The following is a 22,449-nucleotide window of genomic DNA, read 5'->3' as shown; positions in this document are numbered from 1 at the left end:
ACTCGGGAGGCAGTGCGATGGGTGTGACCGGTCCGATCCGTGTGGTGGTGGCCAAGCCGGGTCTCGACGGCCACGACCGCGGGGCCAAGGTGATCGCGCGGGCGCTGCGGGACGCGGGCATGGAGGTCATCTACACCGGCCTCCACCAGACCCCCGAGCAGATCGTGGACACCGCCATTCAGGAGGACGCCGACGCGATCGGCCTCTCGATCCTCTCCGGCGCCCACAACACGCTCTTCGCGCGCGTGCTGGAACTCCTCAAGGAGCGCGACGCGGAGGACATCAAGGTCTTCGGCGGCGGCATCATCCCGGAGGACGACATCGCCCCCCTGAAGGAGAAGGGCGTGGCCGAGATCTTCACGCCGGGCGCGACGACGACCGCCATCGTGGAGTGGGTCCGCGGCCACGTCCGCCAGTAGCCTCCGGCGACCCGCAGCCCCTGGTGAATCCAGCCTCGCCGGCGTTTGAGGCACGGGGCCCGGCCGAGCCCCCCGCAGGGGCTAGACCGGGGCCAGCTCGGCGAGCATCGCCGCGCGGAGGCGAAGGGTCGAGACGAGCCGCGTGAATGCTTCGGCCCAGTACGCGGCCGCGCCGGGGGCCGCGTCCGGCAGGTCCTCCGCGGCCGTGGTCAGGGCTTCCAGCCGGCTCGCTTCCGCGGGGTCGAGGCAGCGCTCCGCGAGGCCCATCACCCCGCTGAAGCTCCACGGGTAGCTGCCGGCGTCGCGGGCGGTGTCCAGCGCGTCCACGACCGCCCGGCCCAGCGCTCCCGCCCACGGCACGACGCACACCCCGAGCAGTTGGAACGCTTCCGACAGCCCGTGGGCCCGTATGAACTCCGCGACCCACTCCGCCCGTTCCGCGTGCGGGAGGGTCTCCAGCAGCTTGGCCCGCTCCGCGAGCGAAGCCGTGCCCGGACCCGCCGCGGGCGGCGCGGACGCCGGGCCGAGCAGGGCCCGCGACCACGACGCGTCGCGCTGGCGCACGGCGGCCCGGCACCACGCCGCGTGCAGCTCCTCCGTCCAACCGTCGCCCGCCGCCACCGGCAGCGCCACTATCTCCGCCGGGCCGAGCCCCCCGAACCGCTCCCGCCAGCACGACAGCGGCGCCGCCTCCACCAACTGGCCCAGCCACCACGCCCGTTCCCCGCGTCCGGCGGGCGGCCGCTTGACCACGCCGTCGCGGAGCATCCCCGCGTCGCACTCGGCCGGCGGAGTCACTCCTTCGGGGCCCACGCAGGCCAGCGCGCGCTCGGCCATCCGCCCGGCCAGTGCCGACGCGGGCAGCGCCGACAGCAATTCGGCGGCCGTGGCACGGACATTGCGGCTGCGGTCACCCAGGGCCGCGTCCAGGAACGGCTCGTCGCCCTCCGATAGCCCAACCCTCAGCGAATCGAGGAACATCAGTCGGTCCTCGGCCCGTTCGGTGGCCCAGGTCGTCATCAGCAGCCGCGGCGCGGCCGCCGCCTCGTGGGCCCGAACGGCCCCGAGCAGGGCCACCCGCTCCGCGAACAGTCCCTCCTGCCACAGCCGTTCCACCGCCGCCCGGTCCGTCACCTCCGGTAGTTCCCCCGTGCCGCCCGAACCGCCGCGCAGGGCGAACCGCCAGTCCGGATTCATCCGCGCCAGCCACAGTCCCCGCGTCCCCGCCAGGGCCAGGGCCTGCGGCCGCAGGTCCGTACGGGCCCGGGCCGCATCCAGCAGCGCCGGTACGAGCGAGGCCGGCGAGCGGTAGCCGTGCCGCGCGGCGGCGGCCAGCCACTGGGGCAGCAGCTCCGTCAGGTCCGGGGCGGTCCCGCGCCGCCCGCCGCCGTTGACCGGGCCGCTGCGGCCCGCCAGCAGCTGCGCGAGCCTGCGGCCGGCCGCCTCCGGCGGCACCGGCCGGGGGTCCCGGGGCGCGGGCTCCGGGCGCCGCCCGGCCTCGGCCGGACGCAGCCCGGCCCGGCGTCGTACGGCGTGCACGGCCGCCGCGTCCAGCAGCGCCTCCGGTGAGCCCGCCGGGCCCCCGTCCCGGCGCCGCTCGGTGCCCAGCAGCGCGGCGGCGACCAGCTCCTCCCACTCCCCGTACCCCTCGTCACTCTTGTCCATCGGGCCCCTCCCTCGTCCCTCGTCGCTCGTCTTCGGTCGTCCGTCGCGTCATGGGCTCCGGTCCCGCCCCCTCCACGGGACCGGAGCTGTCGATGTCCCCGTCTGCCTGCTCGCGTTCAGCTGGCGTGGTTGTCGTTCATGCAAGCCCCCCGGCTCGTCGTCGTTTCCCGTGCGGCGCCCCCCGGCGCCGTACGTTTCCTCGCCGCCCCCATGTGACGGCATAGGACCCCCCAGGCCCCCTGCGATGTGTTCTTTGTTTCCGCTCCTGATCAGGACAGGGCGACGGGCTCGGTCGAGTCCGGCTGCCAGGCCGTCAGAGGGGTGAAGCCGCGGTGGCCGCACTCGCCGAACACCGTCACCGGGCCTCCGCCCGACAACGCCGCCAGCTGCCAGAGCCCCCCGCGGGAGCGGCCGCCCCCGGTGAGGGGGACCGGCAGGGCGGAGGTGCCCTCCGCGTCCGCCAGCTGCCAGCCGAGCTCTCCCGGTATCGGAACCACCGGACCGAGCACCACCGGCCAGGACTCCAGCCACGGGTCCTGCCGCAGGGCCTCCCCGTACGCCTCCAGAGCCGCCCCCGTGCTCACCCCGGCCGGAACCTCCGCGCACGGCGCAGTTGCCGCGGACCTCTCACCGAGGTCCGCCCGCAGCCCCGCCGACCCGGGCCGGAAGCGCATCTCCGCCTCCAGCACCCGCCCCACCGGCAGCGCCAGCCCCGGTGGCCGCCCCGGCGGTCCGAAGTCCAGCACCAGGGCGGGCCGCCCGTCCGCCAACCCGCGCAGCCATATCCGGCGGGTGGTGAGCCGGCCGTCCGGCGACACCGTGTCGTACTGGGCGAGCACCAGCCACCGGTCCCGTACGGCCTCCCCCTCCCCGGAGGCCGGCAGTCCCACGCGGCTGCGCACCGTTGCCGCCAGCTCTTCCGGCAGCCCGGCCACCCCCAGCCACGCCCGGTCGAGCAGGTGCAGCAGCGCCGCCTCCTCCAGCATCCGGGCCGGCCAGCCGGGGCCGCAACTGGGTATCGTCCCCAACTCCCTTACCCGAGCCGCCAGTCCGGGAGCCTGGGCGTCGACCATGCGGGCCGCCGTCTCCTCCCACCCCGCGTACCCCGCCTGCTCCTGGCCCGCGAGGCCACCGCGCAGCAGATCGGCCAGCCGCTGTTCCAACTCGGTGACTCCCGCGCCGACGCGCGCCGCCCGCCGCTCGGCCCGCTTCCGGGCCCCCTCCTCGTCGACGGGCGCCGCCCTCTCGCCGGGCGGCCGCGCGGCCTTGGCCGCCCGGTCCGTCAGCCACTGCGCGGCCCACTCCGGAGCCTCGACCGGCTCACCGACCCCCTCCGCCGACCAGAGCAGCAACAGCCCCAGAGCGTGCTTGCAGGGGAACTTCCGGCTCGGGCAAGAGCACTTGTACGCGGGGCCCTTCAGGTCCACGACCGTGCGGTACGGCTTGCTGCCGCTGCCCTTGCACAACCCCCATACCGAACCGGAAGCGGAACCTCCGATCTGCGACCACGGTCCCGCCCCGCCGAGTCTGCCTCCCGCCTTGCGCGAGGCATCGTCAGGAGCCAGATCCAGTACCTGTTCCGCTGTCCAGCGGTCCCCCTGATCAGTCATGTGAACAACCGTAGAGACCGCCACTGACAATCGCTCTGACCAGCAACAACGCTATCGGCAGGGTCCGTTGTCAGTGGCGTGGTGCACCGTGGGTTCAGCAGTCGGGAGCGGCTGCCGAGCTTTGGAGGGGGACCATGACCATGCCCGAGAACGAGCAGCGAGCAGAGGCTCTGCGACCGCACGCCGAAGACGCCTTCGCACACGAACTGAAAGCCCTGGCGGCCGCCGACGACCGGCCCCGTCCGACCCGCTGGAAGCTCTCCCCGTGGGCCGTCGCCACGTACCTGCTCGGCGGCACGCTCGACGACGGCACGGTGATCACCCCCAAGTACGTGGGGCCGCGCCGCATCGTCGAAGTGGCCGTCACCACCCTGGCCACCGACCGCGCCCTGCTCCTTCTGGGCGTCCCCGGCACCGCCAAGACCTGGGTGTCCGAACACCTCGCGGCCGCCGTCAGCGGAGACTCCACCCTCCTCGTCCAGGGCACCGCCGGCACCCCCGAGGAAGCCATCCGGTACGGCTGGAACTACGCCCGGCTGCTCGCCCACGGCCCCAGCCGCGAGGCGCTCGTCCCCAGCCCCGTCATGCGGGCCATGGCAGACGGCATGACCGCCCGCGTCGAGGAGCTCACCCGCATCCCCGCCGACGTCCAGGACACCCTCATCACCGTCCTGTCCGAGAAGACCCTCCCGATACCGGAGCTCGGCGAAGAGGTGCAGGCCGTGCGCGGCTTCAACCTCATCGCCACCGCCAACGACCGCGACCGCGGGGTGAACGAGCTCTCCAGCGCGCTGCGCCGCCGCTTCAACACCGTGGTGCTCCCCCTGCCCGCCACCGCCGACGCCGAGGTCGACATCGTCGCCCGCCGCGTCGACCAGATGGGCCGCGCCCTCGACCTGCCGGCCGCGCCCGAAGGCCTGGAGGAGATCCGCCGCGTCGTCACCGTCTTCCGCGAGCTGCGCGACGGCGTCACCGACGACGGACGTACGAAGGTGAAGTCGCCCAGCGGCACGCTGTCCACCGCAGAGGCCATCTCCGTCGTCACCGGCGGCCTGGCCCTGGCCGCCCACTTCGGTGACGGCGTGCTGCGCCCCTCCGACGTGGCCGCCGGGATCCTCGGCGCCGTGGTCCGGGACCCGGCGGCCGACAAGGTGGTCTGGCAGGAGTACCTGGAGGCCGTGGTCCGCGAGCGCGACGGCTGGAAGGACTTCTACCGGGCCTGCCGGGAGGTGACCGTATGAGCCCGAGCCCGACGAAGGGGCCGCTGCTGCTGGGCGTACGGCACCACGGACCGGGATCGGCCCGTGCCGTCAGGGCGGCCCTGGAGACGGCGCGGCCCGAGGCGGTGCTGATCGAGGGCCCGCCCGAGGGGGACGCGCTGCTGGCGCTCGCCGCCGAGGACGGGATGCGGCCGCCCGTCGCGCTCCTCGCGCACGCGGCGGACGATCCGGGCCGGGCCGCGTTCTGGCCGCTGGCCGGGTTCTCACCCGAGTGGGTGGCCATCCGCTGGGCTCAGGAACACGACGTCCCGGTCCGGTTCATCGACCTCCCCGCGGCGCACTCGCTCGCCACCGGAGGGGACGGGCCGGAAGCGGCCGGGCCCGACGCCGTCCGGCTGGACCCTCTCGCCGTGCTGGCCGAGACCGCCGGGTACGACGACCCCGAGCGCTGGTGGGAGGACGTGGTCGAGCACCGCGGCGCCGGGGGCGTCCGGGAGGACGTGCTCGGGGCCTTCGAGGCGCTCGGGGAAGCCATGGGAGCCCTGCGCGAGGCGTACGGCGACGGCGGCCACCAGCGCGACCTGGTGCGCGAGGCGTACATGCGCCAGCGGATGCGGGCCGCCCGCCGGGAGTTCGGCGACGCCTACGCCGTGGTGTGCGGAGCCTGGCACGTCCCCGCACTGCGGGCCAAGGCCACCGTCGCCGCCGACAAGGCCCTGCTGAGCGGCCTGCCCAAGGTCAAGGTGGAGACCACCTGGGTGCCCTGGACCCACCGCAGGCTCGCCCGGGCCGGCGGGTACGGCGCGGGGATCACCTCGCCCGGCTGGTACGCCCACCTCTTCTCCGCCCGGGACCGGCCCGTCGAACGGTGGCTGACCAAGGTCGCCGGCCTGCTGCGCGAGGAGGACCGGCAGGTCTCCTCGGCGCACGTCATCGAGGCGGTCCGGCTGGCCGAGACCCTCGCCGCGATGCGGGGCCGGCCGCTGCCCGGCCTGACGGAGACCCTGGAAGCGGTCCGGGCGGTGATGTGCGACGGCTCCGACGTACCGCTCGCACTGATCGAGGACCGGCTCGTCGTCGGTGACGTGCTCGGCGAGGTCCCGGACGGAGCCCCCGTCGTACCCCTCCAGCGCGACCTGACACGACAGCAGCGCACGCTGCGGCTCAAGGTCGAGGCGCAGGACCGCGAGCTGGAACTGGACCTGCGCAAGGACACCGACACCGCGAAGTCCCTGCTGCTGCACCGGCTGCGGCTGCTCGGCATCGGCTGGGGCACGCCGACGGCCTCCCGGGCCGGCACCGGAACCTTCCGGGAGACCTGGCGGCTGCGGTGGGAGCCGGAGCTGTCGGTGCGGATCGCCGAGGCCGGGATATGGGGGACCACCGTCCTCGGCGCGGCCACCGCCAAGGCCGAGGCGGACGCCGCCGGGGCCGAAGAGCTGGGCGAGGTGACGGCCCTGGCCGAACGGTGCCTGCTGGCCGGGCTCGCGCAGGCGCTGCCCGCCGTACTGCGGGCCCTCGCGGACCGGGCCGCGTTGGACACCGACGTGGCGCGGCTCGCCAAGGCCCTGCCGGCCCTGGCCCGTTCGCTGCGGTACGGGGACGTCCGGGGCACCGACGCGGCGGCGCTCGCCACCGTGGCGGCCGGGCTCGCCGAGCGGATATGCGTGGCGCTGCCGTCGGCCTGTACGGCCGGACTGGACGCCGACGCGGCGGCGGAGATGCGCGGTCACGTGGACGGGGTGCACGGGGCGATCGGCCTGCTGGCGGACGCCGACGAAGGGCTGCGGGAGCGCTGGTCCGCGGTGCTCGCCACGCTGGCAGGTCGGGACACCGTGCCCGGCCTGATCCGCGGCCGGGCGGCCCGACTGCTCCTCGACGACGGGCGGCTGCCGGCCGAGGAGACGGCCCGGCTGATGGGGCTCGCCCTGTCCCCGGCGTCCTCCCCGGCCGACGCGGCGGGCTGGATCGAGGGCTTCGCGGGCGGGAGTTCGGGCGGGGGCACGCTGTTGCTCCACGACGACCGGCTGCTGGGCCTGATCGACACCTGGCTGGTGGGGGTCCCGGAGCGCGCGTTCACCGACGTGCTCCCGCTCCTGCGGCGGACGTTCGGGGCGTACGAGCCGGGCGTGAAGCGGTCCCTGGGCGAGCTGGTGCGACGTGGCCCCGGCGGTGCGGTTGCAGCGGCCTCGGCGTCCGCGGCCCCCGAAGGCTTCGCCCCCGAGCTGGATCCGGTGCGGGCGGACGCGGTGGTGGGGCTGGTGCGGATGCTGCTCGCCGGCGTTTGAGGCGCGGCGCCGCTGCCGGGGCTCCGCCCCGGACCCCGCGCCTCAAACGCCGGCGGGGCTGAAAGAGGGACGACTAGTGGAGGGGGACTGGGACATGAACGGTATGGACGTGAGTGTGGGAGAGGAGTACACCGCGGACCCCGCCGGAGGCGAGCGGCTGCGGCGGTGGCGGATGGTGCTCGGCGGGGGAGAGGCCGATGGCACCGGCTGCGCGCTGACCGGGCGGGACGCGGCGATGGACGCCGTGCTCGGCGCGCTGTACGGCGGGGGCGGCGAGGCGGGGGCCCGCAGGACCTCGGGGGCACGGTCGGCGGGGCTCGGCGGGTCCGCGCCGAACGTGGCGCGCTGGCTCGGGGACATCCGTACGTACTTCCCGAGCTCCGTGGTCCAGGTGATGCAGCGCGATGCCATCGAGCGGCTGGGCCTGGCCGCCCTGCTGCTGGAGCCGGAGATGCTGGAGGCCGTCGAACCGGACGTGCACCTGGTCGGCACCCTGCTCTCCCTGAACAAGGCGATGCCCGAGACGACGAAGGAGACGGCGCGGGCCGTGGTCCGCAAGGTGGTCGAGCAGCTGGAGAAGAAGCTCGCGGCGCGGACCCGGGCGACGCTGACCGGCGCCCTGGACCGGTCCGCGCGGATCAGTCGCCCGCGCCACCGCGACATCGACTGGGACCGCACGATCCGGGCCAACCTCAAGAACTACCTGCCCGAGCACCGCACCGTCGTCCCCGAGCGGCTGATCGGCTACGGCCGGGCGGCGCAATCGGTGAAGAAGGAGGTGATCCTCTGCATCGACCAGTCGGGTTCGATGGCGGCCTCCGTCGTCTACGCCTCCGTCTTCGGTGCGGTCCTCGCCTCGATGCGCTCGATCGCCACCCGGTTGGTCGTCTTCGACACCGCGGTCGTCGACCTGACCGACCAGCTCGACGACCCGGTCGACGTCCTCTTCGGCACCCAATTGGGCGGTGGCACCGACATCAACCGCGCCCTCGCCTATTGCCAGTCGAAGATCACCCGGCCCGCCGACACCGTCGTCGTCCTGATCAGCGACCTCTACGAGGGCGGTATTCGCAACGAGATGCTGAAGCGGGTCGCCGCGATGAAGGCGGCGGGCGTCGAGTTCGTGACCCTGCTGGCCCTGTCCGACGAGGGAGCCCCCGCCTACGACCGCGAACACGCCGCGGCCCTGGCGGCGCTCGGGGCGCCGGCCTTCGCCTGCACCCCCGACCTGTTCCCGGAGGTGATGGCCGCGGCGCTGGAGAAACGCCCCCTGCCGACCCCCTGACGGCCCACGCCCGGCCTTTGCTGTGAATCGGTGAATCACACGAACTTCCAGTTCAACCGTGAGGCGTTCTGTGACAGGTATCACCGCTCAGGTGTGATCTGCGATTTAGGGTCCCACGTCCCTCGGGGATAACCTGCGGGACGGACATGCCGCGTCCACGGTCACCGTGTGCGCCTTCCTTGTGACAGCGCCGTCACGTTGCCCTCCGCGGCACGCCCACGCAGATAGCAGACAACCGCGAATCACTGCGAATCTTTAAAAAGACAAGGGACGGACGCGCGTGGACCTGTTCGAGTACCAGGCGAGGGACCTCTTCGCCAAGCACGGTGTACCGGTGCTGGCCGGTGAAGTCATCGACACGCCTGAGGCGGCTCGCGAGGCCACCGAGCGGCTGGGCGGCAAGTCGGTCGTCAAGGCGCAGGTGAAGGTCGGCGGCCGCGGCAAGGCCGGTGGCGTGAAGCTGGCCGCCACCCCGGACGAGGCAGTCGCCCGGGCGACGGACATCCTCGGCATGGACATCAAGGGCCACACGGTCCACAAGGTGATGATCGCCGAGACGGCTCCGGAGATCCTGGAGGAGTACTACGTCTCGTACCTCCTCGACCGGACCAACCGCACCTTCCTCGCCATGGCGTCCGTCGCGGGCGGCATGGACATCGAGCAGGTCGCCGAGGAGACCCCGGAGAAGCTCGCCAAGGTCCCGGTGAACGCCAACGAGGGCGTGACCATCGAGAAGGCCCGCGAGATCGTCGCGCTGGCGCAGTTCCCGGCCGAGGTCGCCGAGAAGGTCGCCGAGGTCCTCGTGACCCTGTGGGCGACCTTCATCGCCGAGGACGCGCTCCTCGTCGAGGTCAACCCGCTCGCGAAGGTCGCCAACGGCGACGTCATCGCGCTCGACGGCAAGGTCTCGCTCGACGAGAACGCCGAGTTCCGCCAGCCGGGTCACGAGGAGTTCGTGGACCACGCGGCCGCGAACCCGCTCGAGGCCGCCGCCAAGGCGAAGAACCTCAACTACGTCAAGCTCGACGGTGAGGTCGGCATCATCGGCAACGGCGCGGGTCTCGTCATGAGCACCCTCGACGTCGTCGCCTACGCCGGCGAGAACCACGGCGGCGTCAAGCCCGCCAACTTCCTGGACATCGGCGGTGGCGCCTCCGCCGCCGTCATGGCCAACGGTCTCGAGATCATCCTCGGCGACCCGGACGTCAAGTCCGTCTTCGTCAACGTCTTCGGTGGCATCACCGCCTGTGACGAGGTCGCCAACGGCATCGTCCAGGCGCTGCAGCTGCTCGCGGACAAGGGCGAGGCGGTCACCAAGCCGCTGGTCGTCCGTCTCGACGGCAACAACGCCGAGCTGGGTCGCAAGATCCTCTCGGACGCCAACCACCCGCTGGTGCAGCGCGTGGACACCATGGACGGCGCGGCCGACAAGGCCGCCGAGCTCGCGGCTGCGAAGTAAGGGCAGAGGTCACAGACTCACATGGCTATCTTCCTCAACAAGGACAGCAAGGTCATCGTCCAGGGCATGACCGGTGCCACGGGCATGAAGCACACCAAGCTGATGCTGGCTGACGGCACCAACATCGTCGGCGGCGTGAACCCGCGCAAGGCCGGCACCACCGTCGACTTCGACGGCACCGAGGTCCCGGTCTTCGGCTCCGTCGCCGAGGCGATGGAGAAGACGGGCGCCAACGTCTCCGTCCTCTTCGTCCCGCCGGCCTTCGCCAAGGCCGCCGTGGTCGAGGCGATCGACGCCGAGATCCCGCTGGCCGTCGTCATCACCGAGGGCATCGCGGTGCACGACTCCGCAGCCTTCTGGGCGTACGCGACCGCCAAGGGCAACAAGACCCGGATCATCGGCCCGAACTGCCCGGGTCTGATCACCCCCGGCCAGTCCAACGCCGGCATCATCCCGGGCGACATCACCAAGCCCGGCAAGATCGGTCTCGTGTCCAAGTCGGGCACGCTGACCTACCAGATGATGTACGAGCTCCGTGACATCGGCTTCACCTCGGCCGTCGGCATCGGTGGCGACCCGGTCATCGGCACCACGCACATCGACGCCCTGGAGGCCTTCGAGGCCGACCCGGACACCGAGCTGATCGTCATGATCGGCGAGATCGGCGGCGACGCCGAGGAGCGTGCGGCGGACTTCATCGCGAAGAACGTCACCAAGCCGGTCGTCGGTTACGTCGCGGGCTTCACCGCCCCCGAGGGCAAGACCATGGGCCACGCGGGCGCCATCGTCTCCGGCTCCTCCGGCACGGCGCAGGCCAAGAAGGAGGCCCTCGAGGCCGCCGGCGTGAAGGTCGGCAAGACGCCGACCGAGACCGCGAAGCTGGCGCGCGAGATCCTCGCCGCCAAGTAAGCGCGACACTGCACGGGCGTGGCCCGCACCCCTCGGGGGGTGCGGGCCACGCCCGTTCTCATCGGCTCATTCGACCTTCGGGGCGATCCGCGCCGGTCCGGCCTCCGGGTCGGCGAGCAACTTGTCGTGGAGCTTCCTGCTCCGCTCGGTGAGCTGCTGGGGGCCGGCGAGCGGGGGCACGCCGGAGACGCTCTCGCCGGGCGCGAGCGGGGGCTCGTAGTGGGTGGGCGCGGTCATGACCGTGTAGGCCGTCGAGACGGCGATCATCGCCGTCAGACTGAGGGTCGCGCGGGTCCACGTCCGGGTGCGCCGCTCGCCGCCGCCGCGGACGACGACCGCCGGGCGCGGGTCGAGGTCGACGGCCGGTCGTAGCCCGGTGAGCAGGTCGCGCAGCAGCGCCGACTGCTTTTCGAGCGGTACGTCGGCCAGTTCGGGGATCCGGTCGGCGAGGTCGGCGTGCGCGTGCACGAGCCGGTTGCCCGCGGTGGGCGTGGTGGCCTCGGTCTCGGCGGCGGTGTCGGGGAGGTCGAGACCGACGCCGTCGTAGAGCAGGACGGTACGGCGGTGCGCGGGGGAGAGCGAGAGCAGGGCGTCGAGCAGGATCCGGTCGGCGGGTTCGGCGGGCGGCTTGTCCGGATGGCGGTGGGCGCGCCGGAACCGGTGCCAGGGGGAGAGCGCGTACTCGTACGCGATCGCGCGCACCCAGCCCACCGGGTCCGGGTCGGCGGCGACCTCGGGCCACCGGTCCCAGGCCTGCACGAAGGCCTTCTCCACGGCCTCCAGAGCGAGTGACCGGCGGCCGGTGAGCAGGTAGGCCTGCCGGGCGAGGTCGTGGGCGGCGTGGGCGTAGAGGGCGTCGAAGGCATCGGCGGGGCCCGGTGCCGGGACCTTCACGGGGGCCTCGTCGGGGAGCACGTCGGGGGCCTCGACGGGGAGATCGACGGAGAGCTCGTCGGGCTGGGTCCGCGCGTCGGCGGTCGGTCCGGCCGGGGTCGGTCCGTCCGCGGCCGGTCCGTCCGGCGCGGGTGGGTCCGCAGCGGGTTCCTCGGCCGCCTTCGCCGTCTTCGCCTCCCCGGGCGCCCCGGCGGGACCGGCCTCCTGCGGCAGGGCGGCCAGGCGCGCCAGGAACTGCATGTACAGCTCGCGCTTGCGCCCGCGGGGGGCCGTGCGGCCCGATTCCCAGGAGCGGATGGTCGCCGCGGTGACGCCCACGGCCGCCGCGACCTCATCGTGTGTCAGTTCCGCCGCCTCGCGCAGTCTGCGGCGCTCCTTGGGGGCGGGCAGGCTCAGCTCCGAGTCCTCTGAGGAGGTCGTCTCGACGCTTGGTGTCATGCCACACTCCCCGCGGACTGGACGATCTGGGCGAAAAAGTACATAAACGTATATTGGGCGACACCACGGACATTCGCCTGTTACCCGTCCATAGCGCGTGTCGTTGGCACCATGGCGGAGTGACCCAAGTGACCGAACACGGGACCCCGTTGTCAGCGGCCCCGCGAGCCGGCGTGCGGCGCCGTTCACCGGCCGCCGCCGCATGCGTCGTGGGCGGCGCCGTGGCGGCCGGACTCGGGCTCGGCTTCCTCGCCGTGCTCGTCATCGTGCTGTGGATCAGTTCCCCCTACCCCGACAGCGGCCCGGGCGGGGCCCTGCACCTGGCCGCCGGGCTGTGGCTGCTCGCCCACGGGACGGAGCTGGTGCGCTACGACACCCTGTCCGGCGTCCCCGCACCCGTCGGAATGACGCCCCTGCTCCTCGTCGTGCTGCCCGTGCTGCTCATGCGGCGGGCCGCCCGGCTGGGGAGCGCCGCCGAGGAGGACGACGAGGAGGTGCTGCCCGCCGGGGCCGTGTTCTCGGCCGTGCTCTGCGGATATCTCGCCGTCGGGGCCCTCGTCACGGTGTACGCCGCCGGCGGCCCGCTACCGGCCGACCCCATCAGTGCGGCCTGGCACGTCCCGCTGGTGGCCGTACTCGCAGCCGCCGCCGGGGTGTGGGGGGCCCGGGGGCGTCCGCTCGGGCCGCTGCCGTCCTGGCTGCCCAGGGGCGTACGGAAGGCTGTCGTGCGCCCCCGTTACGCGCTGGCGCTCCGGGCGGGCGCGGGCGGCGCCCTGGTGCTCCTGGGTGGCGGCGCGCTCGTCGTCGGTGCCTCGCTCGCGTGGCACGGCGCCGAGGTCCAGTACTCCTTCCTGTCGCTGACCGGGGTCTGGTCGGGCCGCTTCGCCGTCCTGCTGCTCGCGCTCACCCTGATGCCCAACGCCATGGTCTGGGGAGCGTCCTACGCGCTCGGGCCGGGCTTCGCCCTCGGCGCCGGCGCGACGGCCACCCCCCTCGGTTTCCCGGGCGCGCCGGGACTGCCCCGCTTCCCGCTGCTGGCTGCACTCCCGGCCGAGGGGCCAGGAACCCCGCTGACCTGGGCGGTGGCCGGGGTTCCGGTGGTCGCCGGGCTCGCGGTGGGCTGGTTCGCGGTACGCCGGGCGCGCGAGGTCTCGTACGGGGAGACCGCGCTCACGGCGGCCCTCGGCGCGGTGGTGTGCGGCCTGGCGATGACCGGGCTCGCGGCGGCCTCGGCGGGGCCGTTGGGCTCGCGGCGGCTGTCGGAATTCGGGCCGGTGTGGTGGACCACTGGGGTGGCGGCCTTCGCCTGGACGGCGGTACTGGCCGTTCCGGTTGCGGTGGCGGTGCACGCGTGGCGGACTCGGCCGGCGATCGGGCCGGCCGCCATGGAGGGCGATGAAGCGGTGGCCGTGGATGACGGGTGGCACGACAGCGGGGTGCGGGAGATTCGGTGGGCGGCGATGAGGAAGGCTGCGGGGGCGCTGATTCCGGATATCGCGGTGCCTCCGGTTCCTGCGGCTCCTGCCGCTGTGCCTGCGGGGCGGGGGAGGCGGGCCGTGACCGTGGTGTCCGGGCTGGATCTGGATCCGGGGCTGCTGGCCGGGGTGGCCGGGGTGGCCGGGGCGGCCGGGCCGGGTGGGGCGGCCGAGGCGGTGTCAGTGCCGTTGGCTCCGCCGGTGGTTGGGGCGCGGGTGCTGGCCCGGCGGAAGCCGCCACCGGAGTAGGCCGTTCGGGTGCGGCGCCGCCGCTGGGGCTCCGCCCCGGACCCCGCGCCTCAATCGCCGGCGGGGCTGAGAGGGCGCCTCAATCGCCGGCGGGGCTGAGAGGGCGCCTCAATCGCCGGCGGGGCTGGAGGTTGAGGCGGGGCTCGGAGGTGAGGCGGGGTTCGGAGGTTGAGGCGGGGTTCGGGGGTGAGGCGGGGCGGGGGTGGGCCAGTGAGGCTGGAAGGGTGCCTTGAGCGCCGGCTGGGTTGGGCTGGGCCAACGGGGTCGGGGAGGGGGCCTACTGGCGGACCTTCAGGACGTCGCCCACCAGGTTGTCCGGGAGGAGGGTGTTGCACTGGAGTTCCGCCGACTGGGTGAGGGCGTCGTCGCGGCAGACGTAGAAGTCCTTGTAGGCGAGCTGCAACGCGTACGAGCTGAACGCCAGCAGGATCGCCAGCGAGGCCGTGACCAGGCCGCTCACCGCCGCGGTGCGCTGGGGGCGGGCCGCGGGGCCCAGGGCGTCCAGGCCGGCCGGTGCCGCCGGGGCGCCCTCGGCGGTCGCCGGTGCGGGCTTGCCGCGCAGCGCGCTGATGCCCCAGTAGATGGCGAGCGCCCCGAGCAGCAGCCCGACCGACGGGATCCCGAAGATCCCGAAGAAGACGCCCCACATGCCGGCCAGCAGCGCGTAGCGCGCACGGCGCTGGATCGGGTCCGTCGGGTCCCAGCGCGTCGGACCCCGCTGGCCGTCCGAGTCCTTCTGGCCGTCGCCGTTCCCGCCGCCACCGCCGTTGCGCGGCTGCCACGGCTGGTCGGGCCGGCCTTCCGGCGGAGCCGCGAAGGGGTTGTCGTCGGTGGGGGAGTCGGGCTGACGGCGGTCCGGCATCGGGTGTGTTTCTTCCCCTGTGTCATGGACGTCGCGGGGACGTCGTGGCGAGGTGAGGCCAGTTTGCGGCTCGTACGCCAGACGCTACCGCCCGGCCGTCCCCCCGTCCCTCGGGGGCTGTCCGGTGTACCGGTATCGTTGCAGGCGGTCGGTGGCTTCGTATGGTTCCCCATATACCGGTACCCCGAAGTTTCGTATGACCACACAAGACGAACACCGCAATCCCGCGAGAAAGGGCCTCCCATGGCCGCCTCCCGCCTGGTCCTGCTGGTCTCCGGTTCCGGCACCAACCTCCAGGCCCTGCTCGATGCCATCGACGCCCATCCCGGCGGATCCGAGGGCTTCGGTGCCGAAGTCGTCGCCGTGGGAGCCGACCGCGAGAACATCGCCGGCCTGGAGCGGGCGGAGAAGGCGGGGATCCCCACCTTCGTCTGCCCGGTCAAGGGCTACGGCAGCCGCGCGGAGTGGGACGTCGCCCTCACCGAGGCGACCGACGCGTACGCGCCGGACCTCGTCGTGTCCGCCGGATTCATGAAGATCGTGGGCAAGGTGTTCATCGACCGCTTCGGCGGCCGGTTCATCAACACCCACCCCGCCCTCCTCCCCGCCTTCCCGGGCGCGCACGGCGTACGGGACGCCCTCGCCTACGGCGCGAAGGTCACCGGCTGCACGGTCCACTTCGTGGACAGCGGCGTGGACACCGGTCCGATCATCGCCCAGGGTGTGGTCGAGGTCCGGGACGAGGACGACGAAGCCGCTCTCCATGAGCGCATCAAGGAAGTCGAGCGCCAGTTGCTCGTCGATGTCGTGGGGCGCCTGGCCCGGCACGGCTACCGCATTGAGGGACGAAAGGTAACAATCCAGTGACCGCCGCAGACACCGCAGCGAGCAACGACCCGACCACGACCCAGCGGCCGATCCGTCGTGCGCTCATCAGCGTCTACGACAAGACGGGACTGGAAGAGCTGGCCCTCGGGCTGCACGGGGCGGGCGTCGCGCTCGTCTCCACCGGCTCCACCGCCTCGAAGATCGCCGCCGCCGGGGTGCCCGTCACCAAGGTGGAGGAGCTGACCGGCTTCCCCGAGTGCCTGGACGGCCGGGTCAAGACCCTGCACCCGCGCGTGCACGCCGGCATCCTCGCCGACCTGCGCCTGGAGGACCACCGCAACCAGCTCGCCGAGCTGGGCGTCGAGCCCTTCGACCTGGTGGTCGTCAACCTCTACCCGTTCCTGGCGACCGTCCAGTCGGGCGCCACGCCCGACGAGTGCGTGGAGCAGATCGACATCGGCGGCCCGTCGATGGTCCGCGCCGCCGCCAAGAACCACCCCTCGGTAGCGGTCGTCACCAGCCCGGCCCGCTACGCCGACGTCATCGCTGCGGCCCAGGGCGGCGGCTTCGACCTCACCGCCCGCAAGCGGCTCGCGGCGGAGGCCTTCCAGCACACCGCCGCCTACGACGTGGCCGTGGCCTCCTGGTTCACGAACGCGTACGCCCCGGAGGCCCCCGAGGGCGACACCGCGGCGCTGCCCGAGTTCCTGGCCGGCGCCTGGGAGCGCAAGTCGACCCTGCGCTACGGCGAGAACCCGCACCAGGCCGCCGCCCTCTACACGGACGGACAGCCGGGCGGACTCGCCAACGCCGAGCAGCTGCACGGCAAGGAGATGTCCTTCAACAACTACGTGGACACCGAGGCCGCGCGCCGCGCCGCCTACGACCACGACGAGCCCTGCGTCGCGATCATCAAGCACGCCAACCCGTGCGGCATCGCGGTCGACACGGATGTCGCCGCGGCCCACCGCAAGGCGCACGCCTGTGACCCGCTGTCGGCCTTCGGCGGCGTCATCGCCGTCAACCGCCCGGTGACCGTCGAGCTCGCCGAGCAGGTCGCGGAGATCTTCACCGAGGTCATCGCCGCCCCCGCCTACGAGGACGGCGCGGTCGAGATCCTGGCCAAGAAGAAGAACATCCGCGTCCTGAAGGTGGACGGCACCCCGCACCAGCCGGGCGACCTCAAGCCCATCTCCGGCGGTGCGCTGCTCCAGCAGAGCGACCTCTTCCAGGCCGAGGGCGACGACCCGGCCAACTGGACCCTGGCCACCGGCGACGCCCTGTCCCCGGCGGAACTCGCCGAGCTGGCCTTCGCCTGGAAGGCCTGCCGGGCCGTCAAGTCCAACGCGATCCTGCTCGCCAAGGACGGCGCCTCGGTCGGCGTCGGCATGGGCCAGGTCAACCGCGTCGACTCGGCGAAGCTCGCCGTGGAGCGGGCCGGCGCCGAGCGCGCGCAGGGCTCGTACGCCGCGTCCGACGCCTTCTTCCCGTTCCCGGACGGGCTGGAGATCCTGACGGCCGCGGGCATCAAGGCCGTGGTCCAGCCGGGCGGTTCGGTCCGTGACGAGCAGGTCGTCGAGGCCGCGCAGAAGGCCGGCGTGACCATGTACTTCACCGGGACCCGGCACTTCTTCCACTGAGTCCGGCACGCCCGACACACGGCGAAGGCCGCGCCCCGCACTGCGGGACGCGGCCTTCGCCGTGTGCGTACGACGGGGTCAGTACTGCGGACGGCGGAAGTAGTCCCCGGCCTTGGCGAGGCCGATGACGATGGTGAGGCCGAGCGCGAGGGAGACCAGGGACGGCAGTACGGCGACCACGCCCAAGCCGGCCGGGGTGCTGTCGTCGGCGCCGAGCGCGACCAGGTTCCCGAGGGTGCCGAGAACGGCGAAGAGGGCCTGCAGCGATCCGAAGATGATGCCGGAGACGCGGACGCCGCCCCGACCCTTGGCCATCTTGGCCGCGGTCAGGATGGGCCACAGGGACAGGCCGATGAAGAAGATGCCGAGGACGACGCCCACGGTGCCGGCGATGGCCCCCGCGTCCTGCGCAGAGGAGCTGGAGGAGCTGGATCCCGAGAGCGCCGCGGCGAACACGGCACCACCGATGATGAAGAACAGGCCGCCCAGCACCTGCAGTGCGCCCACGATGAAGAGGATGACGCGGGCCGCCTTCGCGCCGCCGGGCATCTCCATGTGCGCACCCGGGTATCCGCCCGGGTAACCGCCGGGACCGCCCGGGTAGGCCTGCGGGGCCTGCTGCGGGTAGGCGTAGCCACCCTGCGGCGGGACGCCCTGGGGTGCCTGCTGGGGGTAGCCGTAGCCGGGCTGGCCCTGCGGCTGCTGCTGCTGTCCGTACGGATTGTGCGGTTCGCCGAAGCTCATGTTGGGGTGTTCCTCCGTGGAAGTGCGGGGACGCACGGCATGAGCGCGGAGGAATCCTGCACGGTGCGGTCCCGCCCCCCCCGGCACTGCCCGCGGCACATCAGTCGATTCATCGTGGTCCGACGGGCCCGGGCTTGTCCAGTTGGTTAGGGTGCGACCGGTGACTTGTTGTGCAAGTGCAATGAACGCTGAGCCCCTGCGAGTGCCTTGACTGGAACCGGGGCCACCTCATCCGGGAGGATGGGGTCATGACCGCCCAGATTCTCGATGGCAAGGCCACCGCCGCAGCGATCAAGTCCGAACTGACCGCCCGTGTGGCGGCCCTGAAGGCCCGGGGCATCACCCCCGGCCTCGGCACCCTCCTGGTCGGTGACGATCCGGGCAGCCGCTGGTACGTGAACGGCAAGCACAAGGACTGTGCCGAGGTCGGCATCGCCTCCATCCAGCGCGAACTGCCCGGGACGGCCTCCCAGGAGGACATCGAGGCGGTCGTCCGGGAGCTCAACGCCAACCCGGAGTGCACCGGCTACATCGTCCAACTCCCTCTCCCCAAGGGCATCGACACCAACCGGGTCCTGGAGCTGATGGATCCGCTGAAGGACGCCGACGGCCTGCACCCCATGTCGCTCGGCCGGCTGGTGCTGAACGAGCCGGGACCGCTGCCCTGCACCCCGTACGGGATCGTCGAACTGCTGCGCCACCACGGCGTCGGCATCAACGGCGCGCACGTCGTCGTCCTCGGCCGCGGGATCACCGTCGGTCGCTCCATCGGCCTGCTGCTGACCCGCAAGTCCGAGAACGCCACCGTGACGCTCTGCCACACCGGTACGCGGGACCTCTCCGCGCAGCTGCGCCAGGCGGACATCATCGTCGCGGCGGCCGGTGTCCCGCACCTGGTCAAGCCGGAGGACGTGAAGCCGGGCGCGGCCGTGCTCGACGTGGGCGTGAGCCGCGACGGGGAAGGGAAGATCGTCGGTGACGTGCACCCCGGCGTGGCCGAGGTGGCCGCGTGGATCTCGCCGAACCCGGGCGGGGTCGGTCCGATGACCCGGGCCCAGCTGCTCGTCAATGTCGTCGAGGCGGCGGAGCGGACCACCAGTGCAGGCTGAATCGGACGCGGAGAACGCGACGGGCGGCGGCGCGGCCCGGGCGAACGGCACCCCCGTCGCTCCGGTCGCGTCCGCGACGCCCGTCGCGGCCGGTCCCGCCCAGGCCGGTCCCGCCCAGGCCGGGGCCGCCCAGGCCGGGGCGGCCCAGGCCGGGGCCGAGGCGCCGGTCAGGTCCCGCCGTTTCCCCTCCATCACCCGGGACACCGCGCGCCCCGAGGGCAGCGGCCGTGCCGTTCCCGGGGCCGTGTCCACGCCGGCCCGCCAGTGGCCGATGCTCAGCGTGCTCACCGCGACCGCGGTCGGGCTGCTGGCCACGGCCTTCGGTCACCCGCGGGTCGGCTGCCTGGCCATCGGCTTGGCCCTGATCGCGGCCTCGGTGATGCGGCGCGTGTTGCCCTCGGTGGGGATGCTCGCGGTGCGCTCCCGCTTCACGGACATGATCACCTACGGGCTGCTGGGCGTGGCGATCACGTTGCTCGCGCTGGTGATGGCGGCGCCCAAGCCGTGGCTGCCGATCCCGTTCATGGAGAGTGCGGTCCGCTTCACCGTCCGGTGAGCGCGGCCAGGGTGGCCGCGACGGCCGGTTGGGTCTCCGTGCCCGCCCGGACCAGGACGTCCAGCGTCCGCCCCGGGCCCGGCAGCTCCCGTACGGCGGCGCCGGGCGGCGGGGCGTCGCACAGCAGCTTCGGCAGGATAGACACGGCCTGCCCGGTGGCGACGAGCCAGAGCCCGGACCGCAGGTCCGCGCACTCGTGCGCGATGCGCGGGGTGAATCCGGCGTTCCGGCAGGCGTGGAGCAGCATCTCGCGGCAGCTGCTCGGGGCCGGGGCCGAGACCCAGGCGCTCTCCCGCAGGGCGGCGAGCCCGTCCCGCTCGTAGGCGGGGAGCAGGGCCCGCGGCAGTGCCAGGCACAGCGGGTCGTCGAAGAGCGGCACCGCGGTGGTCCCGGCCGCGGGCGGGGCCCCGAGCAGCGGGTAGGCGTAGGTCACCGCCAGGTCCAGGCGGCGCTGCCGCAGCTGCGGCACGGCCTCCTCGGGGTCGGCCTGCACGATGCGCGGGCGCAGCCGGGGGTGGCGTACGGCGAGTTCGGCGACGAGCGGGGCGGCCACCGTGGCCAGGGCGCTGGGGGCGCAGCCGATGGCCAGCTCCCCGCTCAACTCGGCGTCGAGGGCGCGTACGGCCCCTTCGGCCCGCTCCAGGGCGGCGAGCACCGGTTCGCACGCGGCGGCCAGTGCCGCGCCGGCGGGGGTGAGGCGCAGCCCGCGCCCGTCCCGCTCGACCAGGGCGGCCCCGGCCTCGGCCTCCAGGGCGCGCAGCTGCTGGGAGACGGCGGAGGGGGTCACTCCGTGCAGGTCGGCGACGGCGGTCACCCGGGTGTGCTCCGCCAGGTCCCGCAGGATGACCATGCGCTTCACATCAAGCATGAGTTCAGCTTAACGATGGCTGTAGCTGAGGTAGCTGGACTTAATGGTCGGGTCCCGTCGATGCTCGTGCCATGAACGCGAAGACGAAGAAGGTCGTACTGATCGGCGCGCACGGAACCCTCGGCCGCGCGGTCCACGAGGCCCTGCGCGAGCGCGGCCACCAGGTCGTCACCGCCTCCCGCACGGGCGCCGACGTCCACGTCGACATCACCGACCCGGAGTCCATCCGCGCCATGTACGCCCAGGTGGCGCAGCAGGTGGGTGAGATCGACGCGGTGGCGAGCGCCGCCGGCAGCGTGCCGTGGCGCCCGCTCGGCGAGCTGACCACGGACGACATCCGCGGCGGCCTCGAAGGCAAGGCCGTCAGCCAGATCGAGCTGGTCCGCCAGGGCGCCCGGCACCTGCCCGCGCACGCCTCGTTCACGCTGGTCACCGGAATCCTCGCCCGCGAGCCCCTGCTCACCGGATCGGTCGCCGCCCTGGTCAACGGCGCCGTCGAGGCCTTCGTGCGCGCCGCCGCCGTCGAACTGCCCGGCCGCCAGCGGATCAACGCCGTGAGCCCCACCGTCTTCGAGGAGTCCCTCGACGCGTACGGGGACACCTTCGCGGGATTCGACGCCGTGCCCGTCGCCCGCGCGGCGAACGCCTACGTCAAGTCGATCGAAGGGCACCGGACGGGCCAGGTCTTCCTGGTCGAATAACGGTCCGGCGGCCGGTCGAACCTTCGAACGGCGGGGTCCGTGTGCCGTGCACCACACGGTCCCGGGGGTTAGCCCGCTCCCGGGTCGGATAGCCTGACCGCGGATGTCTCTTCACGTCAAGATTTACTGGGGAGCGGCGTCCTCCAGCACATGGGGCAGGGACGCCCCACCGCCAGCTGTCTAACGGAGAAGGCCATGACCCGCACTCCCGTGAATGTCACCGTGACCGGCGCCGCCGGCCAGATCGGCTACGCGCTGCTCTTCCGCATCGCGTCCGGTCACCTGCTCGGCGCGGACGTGCCGGTCAAGCTCCGTCTTCTGGAGATCCCCCAGGGCATGAAGGCCGCTGAGGGCACCGCCATGGAGCTCGACGACTGCGCCTTCCCGCTGCTCGCCGGCATCGACATCTTCGACGACCCGAACCAGGGCTTCGACGGTGCGAACGTCGCGCTGCTCGTGGGCGCCCGCCCGCGCACCAAGGGCATGGAGCGCGGCGACCTGCTCGCCGCCAACGGCGGCATCTTCAAGCCGCAGGGCCAGGCCATCAACGCGCACGCCGCGGACGACATCAAGGTCCTGGTCGTGGGCAACCCGGCCAACACCAACGCGCTCATCGCGCAGGCCGCCGCCCCGGACGTACCGGCCGAGCGCTTCACCGCGATGACCCGCCTGGACCACAACCGCGCGATCTCGCAGCTGGCCGCCAAGACCGGCAGCGCCGTCTCCGACATCAAGCGCCTGACCATCTGGGGCAACCACTCGGCGACCCAGTACCCGGACGTCTTCCACGCGGAGATCGCCGGCAAGAACGCCGCCGAGGTCGTCAATGACGAGCTGTGGCTGGCCGACACCTTCATCCCGACCGTCGCCAAGCGCGGCGCCGCGATCATCGAGGCCCGTGGCGCGTCCTCGGCCGCCTCGGCCGCCAACGCCGCCATCGACCACGTGCACACCTGGGTCAACGGCACCGCCGAGGGCGACTGGACCTCGATGGGCATCCCGTCGGACGGCTCCTACGGCGTCCCGGCCGGTCTGATCTCCTCCTTCCCCGTCACCTGCAAGGACGGCAAGTACGAGATCGTCCAGGGCCTGGACATCAACGAGTTCTCCCGCACCCGCATCGACGCCTCCGTCCAGGAGCTGTCGGAGGAGCGCGACGCGGTTCGCGAGCTCGGCCTGATCTGATCCGGTCACCCGACCCGATCCGCATGTCCGAAGGGCCCTGGCGCA

At 73.1% G+C, this 22,449-nt stretch carries 19 protein-coding genes; 13 read left to right on the top strand and 6 right to left on the bottom strand.

Annotated elements, in window-relative coordinates:
- Window positions 1–17 precede the first annotated feature (17 nt).
- On the top strand, window positions 18–419 hold the full coding sequence (locus tag OG386_RS18695; protein ID WP_266604052.1) for a cobalamin B12-binding domain-containing protein: 402 nt from the start codon (window positions 18–20) through the stop codon (window positions 417–419).
- An 81-nt stretch (window positions 420–500) separates the two neighbouring features.
- Here the strand turns inward: OG386_RS18695 and OG386_RS18690 are convergent, their stop codons facing one another.
- Window positions 501–2,084 (bottom strand): DUF5691 domain-containing protein, encoded by a 1,584-nt coding sequence (locus OG386_RS18690; protein ID WP_328789108.1) that lies wholly within the window; start codon window positions 2,082–2,084, stop codon window positions 501–503.
- Between the two features lie 269 nt (window positions 2,085–2,353).
- Window positions 2,354–3,694 carry an SWIM zinc finger family protein gene (locus OG386_RS18685; protein ID WP_328789107.1) on the bottom strand — a complete coding sequence of 447 codons (1,341 nt, stop codon included), beginning with the start codon at window positions 3,692–3,694 and terminating at the stop codon, window positions 2,354–2,356.
- 134 nt (window positions 3,695–3,828) lie between these two features.
- Between OG386_RS18685 and OG386_RS18680 the strand changes: the two genes are divergently transcribed.
- The 5 genes from OG386_RS18680 to sucD all read left to right on the top strand — a co-directional run bounded on the left by OG386_RS18680 (window position 3,829) and on the right by sucD (window position 10,855).
- Window positions 3,829–4,935 carry an ATP-binding protein gene (locus OG386_RS18680; protein WP_030013145.1) on the top strand — a complete coding sequence of 369 codons (1,107 nt, stop codon included), beginning with the start codon at window positions 3,829–3,831 and terminating at the stop codon, window positions 4,933–4,935.
- Window positions 4,932–7,202 (top strand): DUF5682 family protein, encoded by a 2,271-nt coding sequence (locus OG386_RS18675; RefSeq protein ID WP_328789106.1) that lies wholly within the window; start codon window positions 4,932–4,934, stop codon window positions 7,200–7,202. Before OG386_RS18680 ends, OG386_RS18675 begins: the two co-directional genes overlap by 4 nt.
- Before the next feature lie 94 nt (window positions 7,203–7,296).
- Window positions 7,297–8,487, top strand: a complete 1,191-nt coding sequence (locus OG386_RS18670; RefSeq protein WP_328789105.1) for a VWA domain-containing protein — start codon at window positions 7,297–7,299, stop codon at window positions 8,485–8,487.
- 280 nt (window positions 8,488–8,767) lie between these two features.
- Window positions 8,768–9,946, top strand: a complete 1,179-nt coding sequence (gene sucC / locus OG386_RS18665) for an ADP-forming succinate--CoA ligase subunit beta (RefSeq protein ID WP_030389142.1) — start codon at window positions 8,768–8,770, stop codon at window positions 9,944–9,946.
- A gap of 21 nt (window positions 9,947–9,967) precedes the next feature.
- On the top strand, window positions 9,968–10,855 hold the full coding sequence (gene sucD / locus OG386_RS18660; protein WP_189733229.1) for a succinate--CoA ligase subunit alpha: 888 nt from the start codon (window positions 9,968–9,970) through the stop codon (window positions 10,853–10,855).
- Between the two features lie 66 nt (window positions 10,856–10,921).
- Here sucD and OG386_RS18655 read toward each other — a convergent pair whose 3' ends face one another.
- Complete coding sequence (locus OG386_RS18655) at window positions 10,922–12,187, bottom strand: helix-turn-helix domain-containing protein (RefSeq protein ID WP_328789104.1); 1,266 nt, start codon at window positions 12,185–12,187, stop codon at window positions 10,922–10,924.
- Between the two features lie 119 nt (window positions 12,188–12,306).
- Between OG386_RS18655 and OG386_RS18650 the strand changes: the two genes are divergently transcribed.
- Window positions 12,307–13,911 (top strand): cell division protein PerM, encoded by a 1,605-nt coding sequence (locus OG386_RS18650; protein ID WP_328789103.1) that lies wholly within the window; start codon window positions 12,307–12,309, stop codon window positions 13,909–13,911.
- A gap of 277 nt (window positions 13,912–14,188) precedes the next feature.
- Here OG386_RS18650 and OG386_RS18645 read toward each other — a convergent pair whose 3' ends face one another.
- Window positions 14,189–14,773, bottom strand: coding sequence for a hypothetical protein (locus tag OG386_RS18645; protein WP_328789102.1), 585 nt, complete (start codon window positions 14,771–14,773; stop codon window positions 14,189–14,191).
- A gap of 243 nt (window positions 14,774–15,016) precedes the next feature.
- On the opposite strand from OG386_RS18645, the gene purN reads away from it, so the two are divergent.
- Both purN and purH read left to right on the top strand, forming a co-directional pair.
- The gene (gene purN, locus OG386_RS18640; RefSeq protein WP_328789101.1) at window positions 15,017–15,640 is read left to right on the top strand and encodes a phosphoribosylglycinamide formyltransferase; all 624 of its coding nucleotides are present in this window, start codon (window positions 15,017–15,019) and stop codon (window positions 15,638–15,640) included.
- Complete coding sequence (gene purH, locus OG386_RS18635) at window positions 15,637–17,241, top strand: bifunctional phosphoribosylaminoimidazolecarboxamide formyltransferase/IMP cyclohydrolase (protein WP_327383679.1); 1,605 nt, start codon at window positions 15,637–15,639, stop codon at window positions 17,239–17,241. Before purN ends, purH begins: the two co-directional genes overlap by 4 nt.
- Window positions 17,242–17,319: 78 nt before the next feature.
- On the opposite strand, the gene OG386_RS18630 is transcribed toward purH, so the two are convergent.
- Window positions 17,320–17,985: a hypothetical protein gene (locus tag OG386_RS18630; RefSeq protein WP_328789100.1), complete on the bottom strand. Its 666-nt coding sequence runs from the start codon at window positions 17,983–17,985 to the stop codon at window positions 17,320–17,322.
- Window positions 17,986–18,233: 248 nt separating this feature from the next.
- On the opposite strand from OG386_RS18630, the gene OG386_RS18625 reads away from it, so the two are divergent.
- Together OG386_RS18625 and OG386_RS18620 are read left to right on the top strand one after the other, a co-directional pair.
- Window positions 18,234–19,094, top strand: coding sequence for a bifunctional methylenetetrahydrofolate dehydrogenase/methenyltetrahydrofolate cyclohydrolase (locus tag OG386_RS18625; protein ID WP_030013704.1), 861 nt, complete (start codon window positions 18,234–18,236; stop codon window positions 19,092–19,094).
- Window positions 19,084–19,650, top strand: coding sequence for a DUF3017 domain-containing protein (locus tag OG386_RS18620; RefSeq protein ID WP_328789099.1), 567 nt, complete (start codon window positions 19,084–19,086; stop codon window positions 19,648–19,650). The genes OG386_RS18625 and OG386_RS18620 overlap by 11 nt, the downstream gene beginning before the upstream one ends.
- Here OG386_RS18620 and OG386_RS18615 read toward each other — a convergent pair.
- Window positions 19,637–20,518 (bottom strand): LysR family transcriptional regulator, encoded by an 882-nt coding sequence (locus OG386_RS18615; protein WP_328789098.1) that lies wholly within the window; start codon window positions 20,516–20,518, stop codon window positions 19,637–19,639. The genes OG386_RS18620 and OG386_RS18615 overlap by 14 nt on opposite strands.
- A gap of 71 nt (window positions 20,519–20,589) precedes the next feature.
- On the opposite strand from OG386_RS18615, the gene OG386_RS18610 reads away from it, so the two are divergent.
- Window positions 20,590–21,219: a short chain dehydrogenase gene (locus OG386_RS18610; RefSeq protein WP_328789097.1), complete on the top strand. Its 630-nt coding sequence runs from the start codon at window positions 20,590–20,592 to the stop codon at window positions 21,217–21,219.
- A 195-nt stretch (window positions 21,220–21,414) separates the two neighbouring features.
- Window positions 21,415–22,404 carry a malate dehydrogenase gene (locus OG386_RS18605; protein WP_327383674.1) on the top strand — a complete coding sequence of 330 codons (990 nt, stop codon included), beginning with the start codon at window positions 21,415–21,417 and terminating at the stop codon, window positions 22,402–22,404.
- Window positions 22,405–22,449 lie beyond the last annotated feature (45 nt).

Source organism: Streptomyces sp. NBC_00273 (assembly GCF_036178145.1).
GTDB lineage: Bacteria > Actinomycetota > Actinomycetes > Streptomycetales > Streptomycetaceae > Streptomyces.
Note: the sequence above shows the minus strand (reverse complement) of the source record. Positions and strands in the feature narration are given on the sequence as shown.